The following is a 15,284-nucleotide window of genomic DNA, read 5'->3' as shown; positions in this document are numbered from 1 at the left end:
CCTTTTGAAAAATCTTCGATCGAAGATCGAATTAAGCGGCTTCGGCAGCTTCTGCCTCAGCAGCAACGCGAGCCTTGTCGGCCTTGCCCTTGGCGTCGACGTCGCGCTCAACGAACTCGATGACGGCCATCGGAGCGTTGTCGCCCTGGCGGTAGCCAGCCTTCATGATACGCAGGTAGCCGCCGTTGCGGGTTGCGTAACGCGAAGCGATGACGTCGAACAGCTTGCGAACAGCGTCCTGGTCCTGAACCTGCGAGATCGCCTGACGACGAGCGTGCAGATCGCCGCGCTTGCCGAGGGTGACGAGCTTTTCGACGATCGGACGAATTTCCTTCGCCTTCGGCAGGGTGGTTACGATCTGCTCATGGGTGATGAGCGATGCGGCCATGTTGGTGAACATAGCCTTACGGTGGCTTGCGGTGCGGTTAAGCTTGCGGCCTGCTTTTGCGTGGCGCATGTCTGGTCTCCTTCACTTGCAGGCATTCGCCTGCAGTCTGATTCTGTTAGTATTGGTCTTCGTAACGCTTAGCGAGATCTTCGATGTTTTCCGGCGGCCATGCAGGAACTTCCATACCAAGATGGAGGCCCATGGATGCCAGAACTTCCTTGATCTCGTTCAGCGACTTGCGACCGAAATTCGGAGTGCGCAGCATTTCCGCCTCGGTCTTCTGGATGAGGTCGCCGATATAAACGATGTTGTCGTTCTTCAGGCAGTTGGCCGAACGGACTGACAGTTCCAGTTCGTCGACCTTCTTGAGGAGTGCCGGGTTGAACGCGAGTTCGGTGACGGATTCCTCTTCCTGTTCCTTCTGCGGCTCGTCGAAGTTGACGAAGACCGACAGCTGGTCCTGAAGAATGCGGGCGGCGAAGGCTACGGCGTCTTCACCCGTGACCGAACCATCGGTTTCGATGGTCATGGTCAGCTTGTCGTAGTCGAGAACCTGACCTTCACGGGTGTTTTCCACCTTGTAGGACACTTTCTTGACCGGCGAGTAGAGGCTGTCGACCGGGATGAGACCGATCGGGGCATCCTCTGCACGGTTACGCTCGGCCGGGACGTAGCCCTTGCCGTTGTTGACCGTGAATTCCATGCGGATCTCGGCGCCCTCGTCGAGCGTGCAGATCACGTGGTCGGGGTTCAGGATCTCGATGTCGCCAACCGTCTGGATGTCTCCGGCGGTGACAGAGCCCGGGCCCTGCTTGCGCACGACCATGCGCTTCGGATCATCGCCGTCCATCTTGATGGCGATTTCCTTGATGTTCAGCACGATGTCCGTCACATCTTCCCGGACGCCCGGGATGGAGGAGAACTCGTGCAGAACGCCGTCGATCTGGACTGCCGTGACGGCAGCACCGCGAAGCGACGACAAGAGAACGCGACGCAGCGCGTTGCCGAGCGTCAGGCCGAAGCCGCGCTCGAGGGGTTCGGCAACCAGGGTTGCCTTGGTACGACCGGACGAGGTGAACTCTACCTTGTTCGGCTTAATCAGTTCCTGCCAGTTCTTCTGGATCATGACCTACTACCTTCCGTTCGTTACCACCATCCAATCGTGGTAACCGAGCACGAGGAACACCGGAAATAGCCTTCCGGCGATACGGTGAAAGCCGCCTCGACTCTTTCAGGAGGCGAAGCGGCTATTCCCCGAGTTCAGATAAGGATCGCTAAAAAAGCGAACCCCAATACGTCCATTAGACGCGGCGCTTCTTGCGCGGGCGGCAGCCGTTGTGCGGGATCGGCGTGACGTCGCGGATCGAGGTGATCATGAAGCCGGCAGCCTGGAGAGCGCGAAGTGCCGATTCACGACCGGAACCCGGACCGCAAACTTCGACTTCAAGCGACTTCATGCCGTGCTCCTGAGCCTTCTTGGCGCAGTCTTCAGCAGCGATCTGGGCGGCGAACGGGGTCGACTTACGCGAACCCTTGAAGCCCTTTGCACCGGCGGACGACCAGGCAATAGCATTGCCCTGCGCGTCGGTGATGGTGATCATGGTGTTGTTGAAGGTAGAATTGACGTGGGCAACGCCCGACGTGATATTCTTGCGTTCGCGACGACGAACGCGGGTGGCTTCCTTGGCCATAGTATCCCTTTCGTTGATCTCTGCACCGCCGTAATTCCAGCGGCTCCACCTTGGAACGAAGCGTCACGATAAAGCGGACAGAACCCTGCCCGCTCGCGACGTCCATCCAAAATTACTTCTTCTTACCGGCGATCGCCTTGGCCGGACCCTTGCGGGTACGAGCGTTGGTGTGCGTGCGCTGACCGCGGACCGGAAGGCCACGACGGTGACGCAGACCACGGTAGCAACCGAGGTCCATGAGACGCTTGATGTTCATCGCGGTCTCGCGACGAAGATCGCCTTCGACAGCGTAGTCGCGGTCGATGGTTTCGCGGATCTGAAGGATTTCAGAGTCCGTGAGCTGATGGACGCGCTTTTCAGCCGGAAGACCGACCTTGTCCATGATTTCCTGCGCAAACTTCGGGCCGATCCCGTGAATGTAGGTCAGCGCGATAACAACGCGCTTCGCAGTCGGGATGTTGACGCCAGCGATACGTGCCACGTCTATTCTCCTTGCGTTCCGGTTGCCATCCGGCAAGCGGTACTTCTTCCATGATAGCGGCCCGATCAAGGCCACCAGTTCAACAACACCAAACGAGACAAATCAAAACGATCGGCCCCGGATACCCTTGCGGATGTCCGCGCCAATCGCTCAAGTCTGTCGCGAGTTGGCGCGGTGTTTAACGGAATCAGCTGTCAAATGCAACTGCCGAGCCCGAGATTCTTTAACAGGCCTGTGACAGGCCCGATCCAATCCCCTCTTGAGGAGATCGATTTCAAAGGCCGCCGAGAATCTTTTCGATCTCGACTGTCACCTTGTCCATCTCGGCCATGCCGTCGATGCTCTTCAGCTTGCCTTTGGCATGGTAGTAACCGATCAGCGGCGCGGTGCTCTTGTAATAGGCACGCAGGCGATCGGCATAGACTTCCGCATTGTCGTCCTTGCGAACCGGCTGGCCGGCGGCACGGGCTTCCTCTGCACGGCGCAGGATGCGTCCGACCATGGCGGCATCATCCACGACGAGCTCGATCGCGACATCGAGTGCCTGCCCCTTTTCCGTGAGCATGGCTTCGACGGCATCCGCCTGGACGAGCGTCCGCGGATATCCATCGAGGATAAAGCCATTGGCGCAATCGGGCTGATCGATGCGCTCGGAGACGATCGCATTGACGATCTCGTCGGAAACGAGATCGCCGGCATCCATGACGGCCTTGGCACGCTTGCCAACTTCCGTCTCGGCAGCAACCGCCGCACGCAGCATGTCGCCTGTGGAGAGCTGCGGAATGCCATGCTTCTCCACGATCCGCTGGGCCTGGGTTCCCTTACCCGCGCCCGGCGGTCCCAAAAGTATCAGTCTCATCGTCCCCTCTTTCCTCCGCGCAGCTTCGACTTCTTGATCAGACCCTCATACTGCTGCGCAATGAGATGTCCCTGAATCTGCGCAACCGTATCGAGGGTTACACTGACAACAATCAAAAGCGAAGTACCACCAAGGGCTAATGGAACGCCCGTGCGGGCGATCAGGAACTCTGGCAGGACACAGACGAAGACGAGGTAGATCGCGCCGATAACCGTGATGCGGGTCAGCACATAGTCAATATACTCGGCGGTACGCTCACCCGGACGGATGCCCGGAATGAAGCCGCCGTGTTTCTTCAGGTTGTCGGCCGTGTCCTTCGGGTTGAAGACGATGGCCGTGTAGAAGAAGGCGAAGAAGCCGATCAGCGCCGCATACAGGACCATGAACAGCGGCTGGCCGTGGCCGAGCGACGCGATGATCGCAGTCCCCCATTCCGGCATGCGCGAGGTGTCCATGAAGCCTGCGGCGGTTGCCGGCAGGAGCAGGAGCGACGAGGCGAAGATCGCCGGGATGACGCCCGAGGTGTTCAGCTTCAGCGGCAGGTGCGACGTATCGCCCTGGAACATGCGGTTGCCGACCTGGCGCTTCGGATACTGGATCAACAGGCGGCGCTGGGCACGCTCGACGAAGACGATCAGCGCGATGACGCCGATGGCAACGACGATGACGGTGAGAATCAGTGCCGTCGGCAGTGCGCCGGTACGGCCGAGTTCCATCGTGTTGGCGAGAGCGGACGGAAGACCGGCGGCGATACCTGCGAAGATGATCAGCGAGATGCCGTTGCCGATGCCGCGCGAGGTGATCTGCTCACCGAGCCACATCAGGAACATGGTGCCGCCGAGCAGCGTGACCACGGTTGAAAGCTTGAAGAACCAACCCGGGTCGACCACGATCCCCTGCCCGCTCTCGAGGCCGGCGGCGATGCCGTAGGCCTGGAGCGTGCCGAGAATCACCGTGCCGTAGCGGGTGTACTGGTTGATGATCTTGCGGCCGGCCTCGCCTTCCTTCTTGAGATTCTCAAGCGAAGGCACGACGGAGGTCATCAGCTGCACGATGATCGACGCGGAGATGTACGGCATGATGCCGAGCGCGAAGATCGCCATACGCTCGACGGCGCCACCGGCAAACATGTTGAAGAGACCGAGGATACCGCCGGCCTGACCGCGGAAGGCCTGTGCATAGGCTTCAGGGTTCAGACCCGGAAGCGGGATATGGGTGCCCAGGCGATACACGAGGAGAGCAGCGAGGGTAAACCACAGCCGCTTCTTGAGATCCTCTGCCTTGGCGAAGGTCGAAAAATTGAGATTGGAGGCCAGTTGTTCCGCTGCAGACGCCATGCGTTTCTCCGCCCGATCGCTCGTCCGCCGGCGGGAGTTGCCATGGCCGGAAAGCGTTCGCAAATTCTGGTTCAAAAAACCGGGCGCGGGAGATTGCGGAACGCAATCAGGTGCCTCACCCTGTTTTCATGTGATCAGCGCCCCTTAGGGTTACCGGTGGGGCCGCCAGATCGTGAGGCTCACATATGGACATAAAATCGCCCGGTGTGAAGCTCACCCCGGGCGATTTTAAACGTTTTACTCTGCGGCAGTTTCGACAGCTGCGAGCAGCTTGATCGATGCGCCGGCCTTTTCGATCTTCTCGACGGCAGCCTTGGAGGCGCCGGCGACTTCGATCGAAACCTTGGCCTTCAGCTCACCGCCGGAAAGCACGCGTACGCCGTCCTTGACGCGACGGATGACGCCGGCAGCCTTGAGGGCGGCAGCATCAACAGTGGCCTTCGGATCGAGCTTCTTGGCATCGATCGCGGTCTGGATACGGCCGAGCGAAACGGTGACGTATTCAGATGCGAAGATGTTGTTGAAGCCACGCTTCGGCAGACGACGGTAGATTGGCATCTGACCGCCTTCGAAGCCGTTGACGGCAACGCCGGAACGGGCCTTCTGACCCTTGACGCCGCGGCCACCGGTCTTGCCCTTGCCGGAGCCGATACCGCGACCTACGCGGATACGGTCCTTGGAGGCGCCTTCGTTGTCCTTGATCTCATTCAGTTTCATGGTCAATCCCTCCGTCTCACTTCTCGTCGACGATGCGAACGAGATGCTGGACAGACCGGATCATGCCACGAACGGAAGGGGTATCTTCCAGCGTGCGAACCCGGTGCATCTTGTTGAGGCCCAGACCGACCAGCGTTGCGCGCTGGATAGCCGGACGGCGAATAGGCGAACCGATCTGCTCGACCGTGATCGTCTTTGCTTCAGTCTTCTTCGTAGCCTTAGCCATGGGTCAGACTCCTCTTATTCTTCCGATGCAACGCCGGAAGCGGCACGGCGAGCCTGCAGCGTAGCATATTTCATGCCGCGCTGAGCTGCGATGTCCTTCGGATGCACCTGGTGCTTGAGGGCGTCAAACGTCGCACGAATCATGTTGTACGGGTTCGACGAACCGGTCGACTTGGCAACGACGTCATGAACGCCGAGCGTTTCGAATACGGCACGCATCGGGCCACCGGCGATGATACCGGTACCAGCCTTGGCGGCACGCAGCAGAACCTTGCCGGCGCCGTGACGGCCGTTGACGTCGTGATGCAGCGTACGGCCGTCGCGCAGCGGTACGAAGATCAGTTCGCGCTTTGCAGCTTCGGTCGCCTTGCGGATGGCTTCCGGCACTTCACGTGCCTTGCCATGGCCGAAGCCGACGCGGCCCTTCTGGTCGCCTACGACGACGAGAGCAGCGAAACCGAAGCGACGGCCGCCCTTGACGACCTTGGCGACGCGGTTGATCGCGACCAGCTTGTCGACGAATTCGCTATCGCGCTCTTCACGAGGCGCACGATCTTCGCGGCCTCTTCTTTCCTGTGCCATTGTCCTTGTCCTTTTTCTTTTGCGGGTGGAACGGCAGGTTCACGATTATTCCGGATAACCGGAGGAGATGCGGCAGAACCGCAATTCGCCCGGCCTCCCCTCTCGGGCAGACCGGGCGAAATTCCTTAGAAGCTCAGACCGCCTTCGCGGGCAGCTTCAGCAAGTGCCTTGATACGGCCGTGGTAGATGAAGGCGCCGCGATCGAACACGACTTCCTTCACGCCAGCCTTGGAGGCGCGCTCTGCAACCAGTTTGCCGACGGCAGCAGCTGCTGCAACGTCCGCACCGGTCTTCAGCGACTTGCGCAGATCGACGTCGAGCGTGGAAGCGGCAGCAAGCGTGCGGCCGGCCACGTCGTCGATGACCTGTACGTAGATGTTCTTGGACGAGCGGTGAACCGACAGACGCGGACGGCCGTTTGCGACCTTCTTGATCTGGCGGCGAACACGGCTCGCACGCTTGGTGAGTGCTTCTTTTCTGGTAGCCATGATCGCTCGTCCTTACTTCTTCTTGCCTTCCTTGCGGACGATCCGTTCCTCGGCGTACTTGACGCCTTTGCCCTTGTAGGGCTCGGGACCACGGTATTCGCGGATTTCCGCGGCAACCTGACCGACCTGCTGCTTGTTGATGCCGGTGACGACGATTTCCGTCGGCTTCGGCACGGCAATGGTGATGCCTTCGGGGGCTTCGTAGACAACGTCGTGGCTGAAGCCGAGCTGCAGCTGCAGGTTCTTGCCCTGCATGGCAGCGCGGTAACCGACGCCGTTGATTTCGAGCTTGCGCTCGTAGCCGTCCTTAACACCCTTGAAGATGTTCTCGATCATCGTGCGGGACATGCCCCACTTCGAACGAGCATCCTTGGTCTGGCTGGCCGGGGTTACCGAAACAGCGTTGTCCTTGAGTTCGAGCTTGACTTCGTCGTTTGCGACGAAGAACAGCTCGCCCTTCGGGCCCTTAGCAGAAACCTTCTGGCCTTCGACCGAAGCCGTTACACCTGCCGGAACCTGAACGGGCTTCTTACCGATACGAGACATTTGTTTATCCTGTCTGTTCGCTATGGAGATCTCTGCTCAGCCTTAGAAGACCGAGCAAAGAACCTCGCCGCCTACGTTCTGTTCGCGAGCCTGGTGATCGGCCATCACGCCCTTCGGAGTCGAAAGGATGGTGATGCCGAGGCCGTTCGCGACCTGCGGAATGGACTTAACCGAGACATAAACTCGGCGGCCCGGCTTGGAGACGCGGCCGATCTCACGGATCACGGAAGCGCCTTCGTAGTACTTCAGTTCGATTTCCAGCTCGGACTTGCCGTTGCCGTAGTCGACCTGGGAGTAGCCGCGGATGTAGCCTTCAGCCTGCAGCACGTCGAGAACGCGAGCGCGCAGCCGGGAGGCAGGCGTCGAGACGGTCGACTTGCGGCGGGAAGCGCCGTTGCGGATACGGGTGAGCATATCGCCCAAGGGATCAGTCATGGTCATCTAACGATCTCCTTACCAGCTCGACTTGACGACGCCCGGCACCTTGCCGAGGTTGCCGAGTTCGCGAAGTGCAATACGCGACATCTTAAGCTTACGATAGAAAGCGCGCGGGCGACCGGTGACTTCGCAACGGTTGCGGATACGCGTCTTCGAGCCATCGCGAGACAGAGAAGCGAGCTTGATAGTTGCCTTGAACCGGTCTTCGATCGGAAGTTCCTGGTTCATGATGATCGCCTTCAGCTCGGCGCGCTTAGCGGCCTGCTGGGCGACTGTCTTGCGGCGGCGCTTGTTCTTTTCAACTGCGCTGGTTTTCGCCATATCGGAGTTCCTTTTTAACGCTCGTCGTTACGGTTACGCACGGAACGGGAAGTTGAACTCTGTGAGCAGAGCGCGAGCTTCGTCGTCGTTGGTAGCCGTCGTGCAAACGATGATGTCCATGCCCCACATCTGATCAACCTTGTCGTAGTTGATCTCCGGGAACACAATGTGCTCCTTGAGGCCCATGGCGAAGTTGCCACGGCCGTCGAAGGACTTCGGGTTCAGGCCGCGGAAGTCGCGAACGCGCGGAAGCGCGATGTTGACCAGGCGATCCATGAACTCGTACATGCGGGCGCCGCGCAGGGTAACCTTCGCGCCGATCGGCATATGTTCGCGAACCTTGAAGCCAGCGATAGAGTTGCGGGCCTTGGTGATGACCGGCTTCTGACCAGCGATAGCGGCCAGGTCAGCTGCAGCAACAGTGGGCTTCTTGGAGTCGGCAGTTGCCTCACCCACGCCCATGTTGATGACGATCTTGTCGACCTTCGGGATCATCATTTCGTTCGCGTAGGAGAACTTCTCCTGAAGCGCGCCGCGGATGCGGGAAACGTATTCCGCCTTGAGGCGCGGCTCGTACTTGGACTCAGCCATCGATTACATCTCCCGTACGCTTGGCTACACGCACCTTCTTTCCGTCGACGACGGAAAAGCCAACGCGGGTCGGCTTGCCGTCTTTCGCGACGATCGCGACGTTCGACAGATGGATGGATGCTTCCTTGTTGATGATGCCAGCTTCCTGCGTCTGCGTCTGACGCTGGTGGCGCTTCACCATGTTGATGCCACGGACGACCGCACGGTCTTCCTTCGGCAGAACCTGGATAACTTCACCGGTACGGCCCTTGTCCTTGCCGGCGAGTACGACGACGTTGTCGCCCTTCTTGATCTTCTGCATGGATCCCGCTCCTTACAGTACTTCTGGAGCCAGCGAGATGATCTTCATGTGGTTCTTGGCGCGAAGTTCGCGCGGAACCGGTCCGAAGATACGGGTGCCGATCGGCTCTTTCTTGTTGTCGATGAGGACCGCTGCGTTGTTATCGAAGCGGATGACGCTGCCGTCGGCGCGACGGATGTCTTTAGCGGTACGCACAACAACCGCCTTCATCACATCGCCCTTCTTCACGCGGCCGCGCGGAATAGCTTCCTTGATCGAAACGACGATAATGTCGCCGACCGAAGCGTACTTGCGCTTGGAGCCGCCCAGCACCTTGATGCACATGACACGACGTGCGCCGGAATTATCCGCCACGTCGAGGTTTGTTTGCATCTGAATCATGTCAGGTCGCCTTTTTCTAATGACCGAAACACCACGCGCAGAAGCGCCTGGGGCCGGCTATGAACAGATTTTCAGTGTGCGCGGGATGGGTCTTGCCAAGGTGGTTTCCCTGAAAGGGACCTTCCGTGCGCTCAAAGCAAAAGAACGCCCGTTTCCGAGCGTTCGACGCCAGTGGCGTGCTTCATACAGGATTCTCTGCCAGACGCAAGGGCCTGGCAGAAATTCCTGATCAGATTAAGCCTGGGCGGAGATAACCGTCCAGCGCTTGTCCTTGGAGATCGGTGCGCATTCCTCGATGGAAACGACATCACCTACCTTGTACTGATTGGTCTCGTCATGCGCCTTGTACTTCTTGGACCGGCGAACGGTCTTCTGAAGCAGCGGATGCGCGAAGCGGCGCTCGACGCGGACAACAACGGTCTTCTCGTTCTTGTCGGAAACGACAACGCCCTGCAGAATGCGTTTTGGCATATTATTCTTCCTTAGGCCTTGGCTTCTGCCGCCTTCTGGCGGGCAATGGTTTTCACGCGAGCGATGTCCTTGCGAACTTCGGTGATGCGCGAGGACTTCTCGAGCTGGCCGGTTGCCTTCTGGAAGCGCAGGTTGAACTGCTCCTTCTTCAGGTCCGCAAGCTTGTCCTTGAGCTGGTCGGCGCTGAGGCCGCGTACGTCTTCGGCTTTCATCGTGCCTTCTCCTTACTCTGCGATGCGCTGAACGAAGCGCGTCGTGACCGAGAGCTTGGCAGAACCGAGGCGGAGTGCCTCGCGCGCGATTTCTTCCGAAACGCCGTCGATCTCGAACATGATACGACCAGGCTTGACCTTGCAAGCCCAGTATTCAACCGAACCCTTACCCTTACCCATACGAACTTCGGTGGGCTTGGCAGTAACCGGGACGTCAGGGAAGACGCGGATCCATACACGGCCCGCGCGCTTCATGTAACGGGTGATCGCGCGGCGAGCCGCTTCGATCTCGCGAGCGTTCACGCGGTTCGGTTCCTGAGCCTTCAGGCCGAATTCGCCGAATGCAAGGTCAAAGCCGCCCTTTGCGACGCCCTTGATGCGGCCCTTGAACTGCTTGCGATACTTGGTACGCTTTGGCTGCAACATTTTCTTACTTCTCCGAGCTTATCTTTCGCCAGCGATAATCAAGCGTTTTCGCGTTCGCGGCGACGATCGCCACGATCACGGTCGCGGCTTGCCGGACCCAGCGCATCGCCTTCCAGCGCGCGACGTTCGGAAGCCATCGGATCGTGCTCAAGGATTTCGCCCTTGAAGATCCAGACCTTGATGCCGCAGATACCGAATGCGGTTTCGGCTTCAGCCGTACCGTAGTCGATGTCTGCACGCAGCGTGTGAAGCGGAACGCGGCCTTCGCGGTACCATTCGGTACGAGCGATTTCCGCGCCGCCAAGACGGCCGGCGCAGGTGATCTTGATGCCTTCGGCACCAAGACGCATTGCGGACTGAACAGCACGCTTCATCGCACGGCGGAAAGCCACGCGGCGTTCGAGCTGCTGAGCGATCGACTGGGCAACCAGCGTCGCGTCAACTTCCGGCTTGCGCACTTCAACGATGTTGAGGTGCGTTTCCGAGTTCGTCATCGACGAGATCTTCTTGCGAAGCTTCTCGATGTCTGCACCCTTCTTGCCGATGATCAGACCCGGGCGAGCCGAGTGGATCGTGACGCGGCACTTCTTGTGCGGACGCTCGATGACGACCTTAGCGATACCGGCCTGCTTCAGCTCCTGCATCAGGTAGGCGCGGATCTTCAGGTCTTCGTGGAGCAGCTGGCCGTATTCGGCGTTGTCGGCGAACCAACGGCTGTCCCAGGTGCGGTTAATGCCGAGGCGGAAGCCGATCGGATTAATTTTCTGGCCCATTATGCGGCCTCCCCTTTTTCCTCGACTTCGCGAACAACGATCGTCAGGTGAGCGAACGGCTTTTCGATGCGCGATGCGCGGCCACGGCCACGAGCGTGGAAACGCTTCATCACGATCGACTTGCCGACGTATGCTTCCGAAACGATCAGAGAGTCGACGTCGAGGTCATGGTTGTTTTCGGCGTTGGCGATAGCAGACTCGAGGGTCTTCTTCACCGTGCCTGCGATGCGCTTGCGCGAGAACTCGAGTTCTGCGAGCGCACGTTCTACCTTCTTGCCGCGGATCATGGCGGCAACCAGGTTCAGCTTCTGCGGGCTGACGCGGAGGGTACGGGCGACTGCCTGTGCCTCGTTGTCCTTCAGCCGGCGTTCGGTCTTTGCCTTCGCCATGATTACTTCCTCTTCGCCTTCTTGTCCGCGCCGTGACCATAGTAGGTACGGGTGGGAGCGAATTCACCGAACTTGTGACCGACCATGTCTTCGTTGACGCTGACCGGGATGTGCTTCGAGCCATTGTAGACGCCGAAGGTGAGACCGACGAACTGCGGCAGGATGGTGGAGCGACGGCTCCACATCTTGATCACTTCGCTACGACCGCCTTCACGTACCTTCTCAGCCTTCTTGAGAAGATAGCCGTCAACAAACGGACCTTTCCATACTGAACGAGCCATTGAACGACTTCCTCTCTTACTTCTTCACGTGGCGCGAGCGCATGATGAACTTGTCCGTGGACTTGTTCGAACGCGTGCGCTTGCCCTTGGTGGGCTTGCCCCAAGGCGAAACCGGATGACGGCCACCCGAGGTGCGACCTTCACCACCACCGTGCGGGTGGTCGACCGGGTTCATGACGACGCCGCGGTTATGCGGACGCTTGCCACGCCATACGGTACGACCGGCCTTGCCATCGTTGATGTTGCCGTGATCCGGGTTGGAAACGGCGCCGATCGAAGCCAGGCAGGAGCCCGGGACGAGACGCTGTTCGCCGGAATTCAGGCGAAGGATAGCCATGCCGGCATCGCGGCCGACGAGCTGTACGTAGGTGCCGGCAGAACGGGCGATCTGGCCGCCCTTGCCCGGCTTCATTTCGACGTTGTGAACGATCGAACCAACCGGGATGTACTGCAGAGGCATGGTGTTGCCCGGCTTCACGTCGACAGCCTTGTCGGAAGCGATGACCTTGTCGCCGGCAGCGAGGCGCTGCGGAGCGAGGATGTAGGCCTGTTCGCCGTCCGCGTAGGTGACGAGCGCGATGAACGCAGTACGGTTCGGGTCGTATTCCAGACGCTCGACCGTGCCTTCAACGTCGAACTTGCGACGCTTGAAGTCGACCAGGCGGTAGGTACGCTTGTGACCGCCGCCGATAAAGCGGGCGGTGATGCGGCCGTTGTTGTTACGACCGCCGCTCTTGGAGAGACCTTCCGTCAGCGCCTTGACCGGCTTGCCCTTCCACAGGCCCGAACGGTCGACGATGACCAGCTGACGCTGGCTCGGGGTCGTCGGATTATAGCTTTTCAATGCCATTTTTCTTTACCTCAGAGACCGGTGGAGATGTCGATCGTCTGACCTTCGGCCAGGGTGACAACAGCCTTCTTGACGTCCTTCTGCTTGCCGATGAAGCCGCGGAAGCGCTTCACCTTGCCCTTGCGGACCAGCGTATTGACGGCAGTGACCTTCACACCGAAGAGCGCTTCTACGGCAGCCTTGATCTCAGGCTTGGAAGCAGTCTTGGCAACGTTGAAGACAACCTGGTTCTGTTCGGATACCAGCGTCGACTTTTCGGTGATCGAGGGAGATACGATCACATCATAGTGGCGAAGATCGGTCACTTGAAACGCTCCTCTAGAGCTTCAACTGCGGCCTTCGACAGCACGAGCTTGCCGCGACGCAGAATGTCGTAAACATTGATGCCCTGAACCGGCAGAACATCGATGTTCGGGATGTTCTGGGCTGCGAGCTTGAAGTTGTTGTCGAGCTCAGCGCCGCCGATGACGAGGGCGTTGGTGAGACCGAGCGATGCGAACGTGCCGATCAGAGCCTTGGTCTTTGCTTCAGAAGCAACCAGGTTGTCGATGACGATCAGGTCTTCAGACTTCAGCTTTGCGGACAGAGCGTGACGCAGAGCCAGAGCGCGAACCTTCTTAGGAAGGTCGAACGCGTGGCTGCGCGATACCGGGCCGTGAGCCTTGGCACCACCACGGAACTGCGGAGCGCGAGCCGAATGGTGACGAGCGCGGCCCGTACCCTTCTGCTTGTACATCTTGGCGCCGGTGCGGGAAACTTCACCGCGGGTCAGCGACTGATGCGTGCCCTGCTGCTTCTTGGCGAGCTGGTAACGGACCATACGTGCGAGGATGTCCTCGCGGGGGTCGAGGCCGAAGATCGCATCCGACAGGGAAACCTTGCCAGCGTCTTTGCCTTCGAGGGTCTTGACGTTGAATTCCATGATAATGGCTCCCTTACTTCGCAGCCGACTTGACGGCGTCGCGAACAACGATCCAAGCGCCCTTGGAGCCGGGGACGGCACCCTTGACGAGGATCAGGCCGCGGCCTTCGTCGGTGGAAACGACTTCGAGGTTCTGGGTGGTGACGCGGGTCTGGCCCATGTGACCAGCCATACGCTTGCCCTTCCAGACCTTGCCCGGATCCTGGTTGTTACCAGTCGAACCGTGCGAACGGTGCGACACGGAAACACCGTGGGTCGCGCGCAGACCACCGAAGTTGTGGCGCTTCATGGCACCAGCAAAGCCCTTACCGATCGAGGTACCGGTCACATCGACCAGCTGACCGGCTGCGAAATGATCAGCCTTCAGCTCAGTGCCGACTTCGATCATGTTGTCTTCAGAAACGCGAAACTCTACGAGCTTCGACTTCGGCTCGACATTGGCGGCAGCGAAGTTGCCACGCATAGCCTTGGAGGTGTTCTTCACCTTGGCAACACCTGCACCGAGCTGAACAGCAGCATAGCCGTTCTTCTCAACAGTGCGGTGTGCAACAACCTGGCAGTTGTCGAGACGCAATACGGTTACCGGGATATGCTCGCCGGCGTCGTTGTAGACGCGGGTCATCCCTACCTTTTGTGCAATTACACCCGAACGCATCGGTTCAATCCTTCTCACTCAGTCTAAAACCCTGGCCGAAACCCAGGTCTTAGAGCTTGATCTCAACATCAACACCTGCGGCGAGGTCGAGCTTCATCAGCGCGTCCACCGTCTGGGGTGTCGGGTCAACGATATCGAGAAGGCGCTTATGCGTGCGCATCTCGAACTGCTCGCGGCTCTTCTTGTCGATGTGGGGGGACCGGTTAACCGTAAACTTCTCGATGCGGGTCGGAAGCGGAACGGGGCCCCGGACACTTGCTCCGGTGCGCTTCGCCGTCGACACGATCTCGCGCGTAGAAGCGTCGAGAATACGGTGATCGAATGCCTTAAGGCGAATGCGGATATTTTGGCCGTTCATTCGACGTTATCCTTGTTTTCTGTTCTCCCGATACCAAACGTGATGGCACGGGTTGTTCGTTTACCTAAGGCGGATCACCGGTTTCAAAGATCGAAGAGAGCACCGCTTCCAGCAGGCACCCTATTCCAGTCTTCAGGCCCGAAGGCCCACCTTAAATTCTTCTGCAACTCGCTGCTTCACCATAGCGAAGCAGGCGCAAATCGCGCTTGCGCGCCATTTGCTATGTTTTTGTGTCATAAGCAAGTCGCAATACGCCACTTGCTTAAAAAAAATTGAAGTGGGCGGTATCCGGAGATACCGCCCTGCCCTTATCGATTACTCGATGATCGAAGCAACGATGCCGGCGCCGACGGTACGGCCGCCTTCGCGGATCGCGAAGCGCAGCTTTTCTTCCATCGCGATCGGAACGATCAGTTCAACCTGAACCGTGACGTTGTCGCCAGGCATAACCATTTCCGTGCCTTCCGGCAGCGAGACGATACCGGTCACGTCCGTCGTGCGGAAGTAGAACTGCGGACGGTAGTTGGTGAAGAACGGCGTATGACGGCCGCCTTCTTCCTTCGTCAGGATGTAGGCTTCAGCCATGAACTTCTTGTGCGGC

At 59.2% G+C, this 15,284-nt stretch carries 27 protein-coding genes and 1 pseudogene; all 28 read right to left on the bottom strand.

Annotation, left to right across the window (positions count from 1 at the left end; all coding sequences use genetic code 11):
• Positions 1-31: 31 nt before the first annotated feature.
• Positions 32-457 carry a 50S ribosomal protein L17 gene (gene rplQ, locus BM216_RS17520; RefSeq protein WP_093000505.1) on the bottom strand — a complete coding sequence of 142 codons (426 nt, stop codon included), beginning with the start codon at positions 455-457 and terminating at the stop codon, positions 32-34.
• A gap of 46 nt (positions 458-503) precedes the next feature.
• The gene (locus BM216_RS17515) at positions 504-1,514 is read right to left on the bottom strand and encodes a DNA-directed RNA polymerase subunit alpha (RefSeq protein WP_093000504.1); all 1,011 of its coding nucleotides are present in this window, start codon (positions 1,512-1,514) and stop codon (positions 504-506) included.
• A 175-nt stretch (positions 1,515-1,689) separates the two neighbouring features.
• Entirely contained in the window at positions 1,690-2,079 is a 390-nt protein-coding gene (gene rpsK, locus BM216_RS17510; protein WP_007766864.1) for a 30S ribosomal protein S11, read from the bottom strand.
• Between the two features lie 112 nt (positions 2,080-2,191).
• Positions 2,192-2,560: a 30S ribosomal protein S13 gene (gene rpsM / locus BM216_RS17505; RefSeq protein ID WP_093000503.1), complete on the bottom strand. Its 369-nt coding sequence runs from the start codon at positions 2,558-2,560 to the stop codon at positions 2,192-2,194.
• 274 nt (positions 2,561-2,834) lie between these two features.
• Positions 2,835-3,419, bottom strand: coding sequence for an adenylate kinase (locus BM216_RS17500; RefSeq protein WP_093000502.1), 585 nt, complete (start codon positions 3,417-3,419; stop codon positions 2,835-2,837).
• Complete coding sequence (gene secY / locus BM216_RS17495) at positions 3,416-4,756, bottom strand: preprotein translocase subunit SecY (RefSeq protein WP_093000501.1); 1,341 nt, start codon at positions 4,754-4,756, stop codon at positions 3,416-3,418. Before secY ends, BM216_RS17500 begins: the two co-directional genes overlap by 4 nt.
• 237 nt (positions 4,757-4,993) lie before the next feature.
• The gene (rplO, locus tag BM216_RS17490) at positions 4,994-5,473 is read right to left on the bottom strand and encodes a 50S ribosomal protein L15 (protein WP_093000500.1); all 480 of its coding nucleotides are present in this window, start codon (positions 5,471-5,473) and stop codon (positions 4,994-4,996) included.
• Between the two features lie 16 nt (positions 5,474-5,489).
• Positions 5,490-5,699, bottom strand: a complete 210-nt coding sequence (gene rpmD, locus BM216_RS17485; RefSeq protein WP_093000499.1) for a 50S ribosomal protein L30 — start codon at positions 5,697-5,699, stop codon at positions 5,490-5,492.
• 14 nt (positions 5,700-5,713) lie between these two features.
• Positions 5,714-6,280 carry a 30S ribosomal protein S5 gene (gene rpsE, locus BM216_RS17480; protein WP_093000498.1) on the bottom strand — a complete coding sequence of 189 codons (567 nt, stop codon included), beginning with the start codon at positions 6,278-6,280 and terminating at the stop codon, positions 5,714-5,716.
• Positions 6,281-6,405: 125 nt separating this feature from the next.
• On the bottom strand, positions 6,406-6,768 hold the full coding sequence (rplR, locus tag BM216_RS17475) for a 50S ribosomal protein L18 (RefSeq protein ID WP_093000497.1): 363 nt from the start codon (positions 6,766-6,768) through the stop codon (positions 6,406-6,408).
• A 12-nt stretch (positions 6,769-6,780) separates the two neighbouring features.
• A complete protein-coding gene (rplF, locus tag BM216_RS17470; protein ID WP_093000496.1) occupies positions 6,781-7,314 on the bottom strand; it encodes a 50S ribosomal protein L6 in 534 nt (177 codons plus the stop codon).
• A 42-nt stretch (positions 7,315-7,356) separates the two neighbouring features.
• Positions 7,357-7,755, bottom strand: a complete 399-nt coding sequence (rpsH, locus tag BM216_RS17465; RefSeq protein ID WP_093000495.1) for a 30S ribosomal protein S8 — start codon at positions 7,753-7,755, stop codon at positions 7,357-7,359.
• 12 nt (positions 7,756-7,767) lie between these two features.
• On the bottom strand, positions 7,768-8,073 hold the full coding sequence (rpsN, locus tag BM216_RS17460; RefSeq protein ID WP_093000494.1) for a 30S ribosomal protein S14: 306 nt from the start codon (positions 8,071-8,073) through the stop codon (positions 7,768-7,770).
• 33 nt (positions 8,074-8,106) lie between these two features.
• Positions 8,107-8,664 carry a 50S ribosomal protein L5 gene (gene rplE, locus BM216_RS17455; protein WP_093000493.1) on the bottom strand — a complete coding sequence of 186 codons (558 nt, stop codon included), beginning with the start codon at positions 8,662-8,664 and terminating at the stop codon, positions 8,107-8,109.
• Complete coding sequence (rplX, locus tag BM216_RS17450; protein ID WP_093000492.1) at positions 8,657-8,965, bottom strand: 50S ribosomal protein L24; 309 nt, start codon at positions 8,963-8,965, stop codon at positions 8,657-8,659. The genes rplE and rplX overlap by 8 nt, the downstream gene beginning before the upstream one ends.
• Before the next feature lie 12 nt (positions 8,966-8,977).
• On the bottom strand, positions 8,978-9,346 hold the full coding sequence (rplN, locus tag BM216_RS17445; protein WP_003495199.1) for a 50S ribosomal protein L14: 369 nt from the start codon (positions 9,344-9,346) through the stop codon (positions 8,978-8,980).
• 234 nt (positions 9,347-9,580) lie between these two features.
• The gene (gene rpsQ / locus BM216_RS17440) at positions 9,581-9,817 is read right to left on the bottom strand and encodes a 30S ribosomal protein S17 (protein ID WP_093000491.1); all 237 of its coding nucleotides are present in this window, start codon (positions 9,815-9,817) and stop codon (positions 9,581-9,583) included.
• 11 nt (positions 9,818-9,828) lie between these two features.
• Complete coding sequence (rpmC, locus tag BM216_RS17435) at positions 9,829-10,029, bottom strand: 50S ribosomal protein L29 (protein ID WP_093000490.1); 201 nt, start codon at positions 10,027-10,029, stop codon at positions 9,829-9,831.
• 12 nt (positions 10,030-10,041) lie between these two features.
• Entirely contained in the window at positions 10,042-10,455 is a 414-nt protein-coding gene (gene rplP, locus BM216_RS17430) for a 50S ribosomal protein L16 (protein ID WP_093000489.1), read from the bottom strand.
• A 38-nt stretch (positions 10,456-10,493) separates the two neighbouring features.
• The gene (gene rpsC, locus BM216_RS17425; RefSeq protein ID WP_093000488.1) at positions 10,494-11,228 is read right to left on the bottom strand and encodes a 30S ribosomal protein S3; all 735 of its coding nucleotides are present in this window, start codon (positions 11,226-11,228) and stop codon (positions 10,494-10,496) included.
• On the bottom strand, positions 11,228-11,617 hold the full coding sequence (rplV, locus tag BM216_RS17420; protein WP_093000487.1) for a 50S ribosomal protein L22: 390 nt from the start codon (positions 11,615-11,617) through the stop codon (positions 11,228-11,230). The genes rpsC and rplV overlap by 1 nt, the downstream gene beginning before the upstream one ends.
• 2 nt (positions 11,618-11,619) lie before the next feature.
• On the bottom strand, positions 11,620-11,898 hold the full coding sequence (gene rpsS / locus BM216_RS17415) for a 30S ribosomal protein S19 (protein ID WP_029620128.1): 279 nt from the start codon (positions 11,896-11,898) through the stop codon (positions 11,620-11,622).
• A 16-nt stretch (positions 11,899-11,914) separates the two neighbouring features.
• Positions 11,915-12,748, bottom strand: a complete 834-nt coding sequence (rplB, locus tag BM216_RS17410; RefSeq protein ID WP_093000486.1) for a 50S ribosomal protein L2 — start codon at positions 12,746-12,748, stop codon at positions 11,915-11,917.
• Between the two features lie 11 nt (positions 12,749-12,759).
• Positions 12,760-13,053, bottom strand: a complete 294-nt coding sequence (locus tag BM216_RS17405) for a 50S ribosomal protein L23 (RefSeq protein ID WP_093000485.1) — start codon at positions 13,051-13,053, stop codon at positions 12,760-12,762.
• Positions 13,050-13,670 (bottom strand): 50S ribosomal protein L4, encoded by a 621-nt coding sequence (gene rplD / locus BM216_RS17400; RefSeq protein ID WP_093000484.1) that lies wholly within the window; start codon positions 13,668-13,670, stop codon positions 13,050-13,052. Before rplD ends, BM216_RS17405 begins: the two co-directional genes overlap by 4 nt.
• Positions 13,671-13,683: 13 nt before the next feature.
• A complete protein-coding gene (rplC, locus tag BM216_RS17395; RefSeq protein WP_093000483.1) occupies positions 13,684-14,325 on the bottom strand; it encodes a 50S ribosomal protein L3 in 642 nt (213 codons plus the stop codon).
• 49 nt (positions 14,326-14,374) lie between these two features.
• Positions 14,375-14,683 (bottom strand): 30S ribosomal protein S10, encoded by a 309-nt coding sequence (gene rpsJ, locus BM216_RS17390; protein ID WP_003547547.1) that lies wholly within the window; start codon positions 14,681-14,683, stop codon positions 14,375-14,377.
• Between the two features lie 315 nt (positions 14,684-14,998).
• Positions 14,999-15,284 (bottom strand): annotated as a pseudogene (tuf, locus tag BM216_RS17385) (elongation factor Tu); the annotation flags it as partial.

Origin of the sequence: Rhizobium sp. NFR07 (genome assembly GCF_900111905.1) — a bacterium.
Classification (GTDB): Bacteria; Pseudomonadota; Alphaproteobacteria; order Rhizobiales; family Rhizobiaceae; genus Neorhizobium.
Note: the sequence above shows the minus strand (reverse complement) of the source record. Positions and strands in the feature narration are given on the sequence as shown.

Excerpts from the sequence above, each read along its gene's own strand:
- BM216_RS17515 (WP_093000504.1), bottom strand. The coding sequence starts at position 1,514 with ATGATCCAGAAGAACTGGCAGGAACTGATTAAGCCGAACAAGGTAGAG.
- rpsN (WP_093000494.1), bottom strand. The coding sequence starts at position 8,073 with ATGGCGAAAACCAGCGCAGTTGAAAAGAACAAGCGCCGCCGCAAGACA.
- rpsQ (WP_093000491.1), bottom strand. The coding sequence starts at position 9,817 with ATGCCAAAACGCATTCTGCAGGGCGTTGTCGTTTCCGACAAGAACGAG.
- rplR (WP_093000497.1), bottom strand. The coding sequence starts at position 6,768 with ATGGCTACCAGAAAAGAAGCACTCACCAAGCGTGCGAGCCGTGTTCGC.
- rpmD (WP_093000499.1), bottom strand. The coding sequence starts at position 5,699 with ATGGCTAAGGCTACGAAGAAGACTGAAGCAAAGACGATCACGGTCGAG.
- rpsJ (WP_003547547.1), bottom strand. The coding sequence starts at position 14,683 with ATGAACGGCCAAAATATCCGCATTCGCCTTAAGGCATTCGATCACCGT.
- rplB (WP_093000486.1), bottom strand. The coding sequence starts at position 12,748 with ATGGCATTGAAAAGCTATAATCCGACGACCCCGAGCCAGCGTCAGCTG.
- rpsC (WP_093000488.1), bottom strand. The coding sequence starts at position 11,228 with ATGGGCCAGAAAATTAATCCGATCGGCTTCCGCCTCGGCATTAACCGC.
- rplX (WP_093000492.1), bottom strand. The coding sequence starts at position 8,965 with ATGCAGAAGATCAAGAAGGGCGACAACGTCGTCGTACTCGCCGGCAAG.
- rplN (WP_003495199.1), bottom strand. The coding sequence starts at position 9,346 with ATGATTCAGATGCAAACAAACCTCGACGTGGCGGATAATTCCGGCGCA.
- rpsE (WP_093000498.1), bottom strand. The coding sequence starts at position 6,280 with ATGGCACAGGAAAGAAGAGGCCGCGAAGATCGTGCGCCTCGTGAAGAG.
- rplV (WP_093000487.1), bottom strand. The coding sequence starts at position 11,617 with ATGGCGAAGGCAAAGACCGAACGCCGGCTGAAGGACAACGAGGCACAG.
- rplO (WP_093000500.1), bottom strand. The coding sequence starts at position 5,473 with ATGAAACTGAATGAGATCAAGGACAACGAAGGCGCCTCCAAGGACCGT.
- rpsH (WP_093000495.1), bottom strand. The coding sequence starts at position 7,755 with ATGACCATGACTGATCCCTTGGGCGATATGCTCACCCGTATCCGCAAC.
- rpsS (WP_029620128.1), bottom strand. The coding sequence starts at position 11,898 with ATGGCTCGTTCAGTATGGAAAGGTCCGTTTGTTGACGGCTATCTTCTC.
- rpmC (WP_093000490.1), bottom strand. The coding sequence starts at position 10,029 with ATGAAAGCCGAAGACGTACGCGGCCTCAGCGCCGACCAGCTCAAGGAC.
- rplE (WP_093000493.1), bottom strand. The coding sequence starts at position 8,664 with ATGGCTGAGTCCAAGTACGAGCCGCGCCTCAAGGCGGAATACGTTTCC.
- rplQ (WP_093000505.1), bottom strand. The coding sequence starts at position 457 with ATGCGCCACGCAAAAGCAGGCCGCAAGCTTAACCGCACCGCAAGCCAC.
- rpsK (WP_007766864.1), bottom strand. The coding sequence starts at position 2,079 with ATGGCCAAGGAAGCCACCCGCGTTCGTCGTCGCGAACGCAAGAATATC.
- rplD (WP_093000484.1), bottom strand. The coding sequence starts at position 13,670 with ATGGAATTCAACGTCAAGACCCTCGAAGGCAAAGACGCTGGCAAGGTT.
- rplF (WP_093000496.1), bottom strand. The coding sequence starts at position 7,314 with ATGTCTCGTATCGGTAAGAAGCCCGTTCAGGTTCCGGCAGGTGTAACG.
- rplP (WP_093000489.1), bottom strand. The coding sequence starts at position 10,455 with ATGTTGCAGCCAAAGCGTACCAAGTATCGCAAGCAGTTCAAGGGCCGC.
- secY (WP_093000501.1), bottom strand. The coding sequence starts at position 4,756 with ATGGCGTCTGCAGCGGAACAACTGGCCTCCAATCTCAATTTTTCGACC.
- BM216_RS17500 (WP_093000502.1), bottom strand. The coding sequence starts at position 3,419 with ATGAGACTGATACTTTTGGGACCGCCGGGCGCGGGTAAGGGAACCCAG.
- rplC (WP_093000483.1), bottom strand. The coding sequence starts at position 14,325 with ATGCGTTCGGGTGTAATTGCACAAAAGGTAGGGATGACCCGCGTCTAC.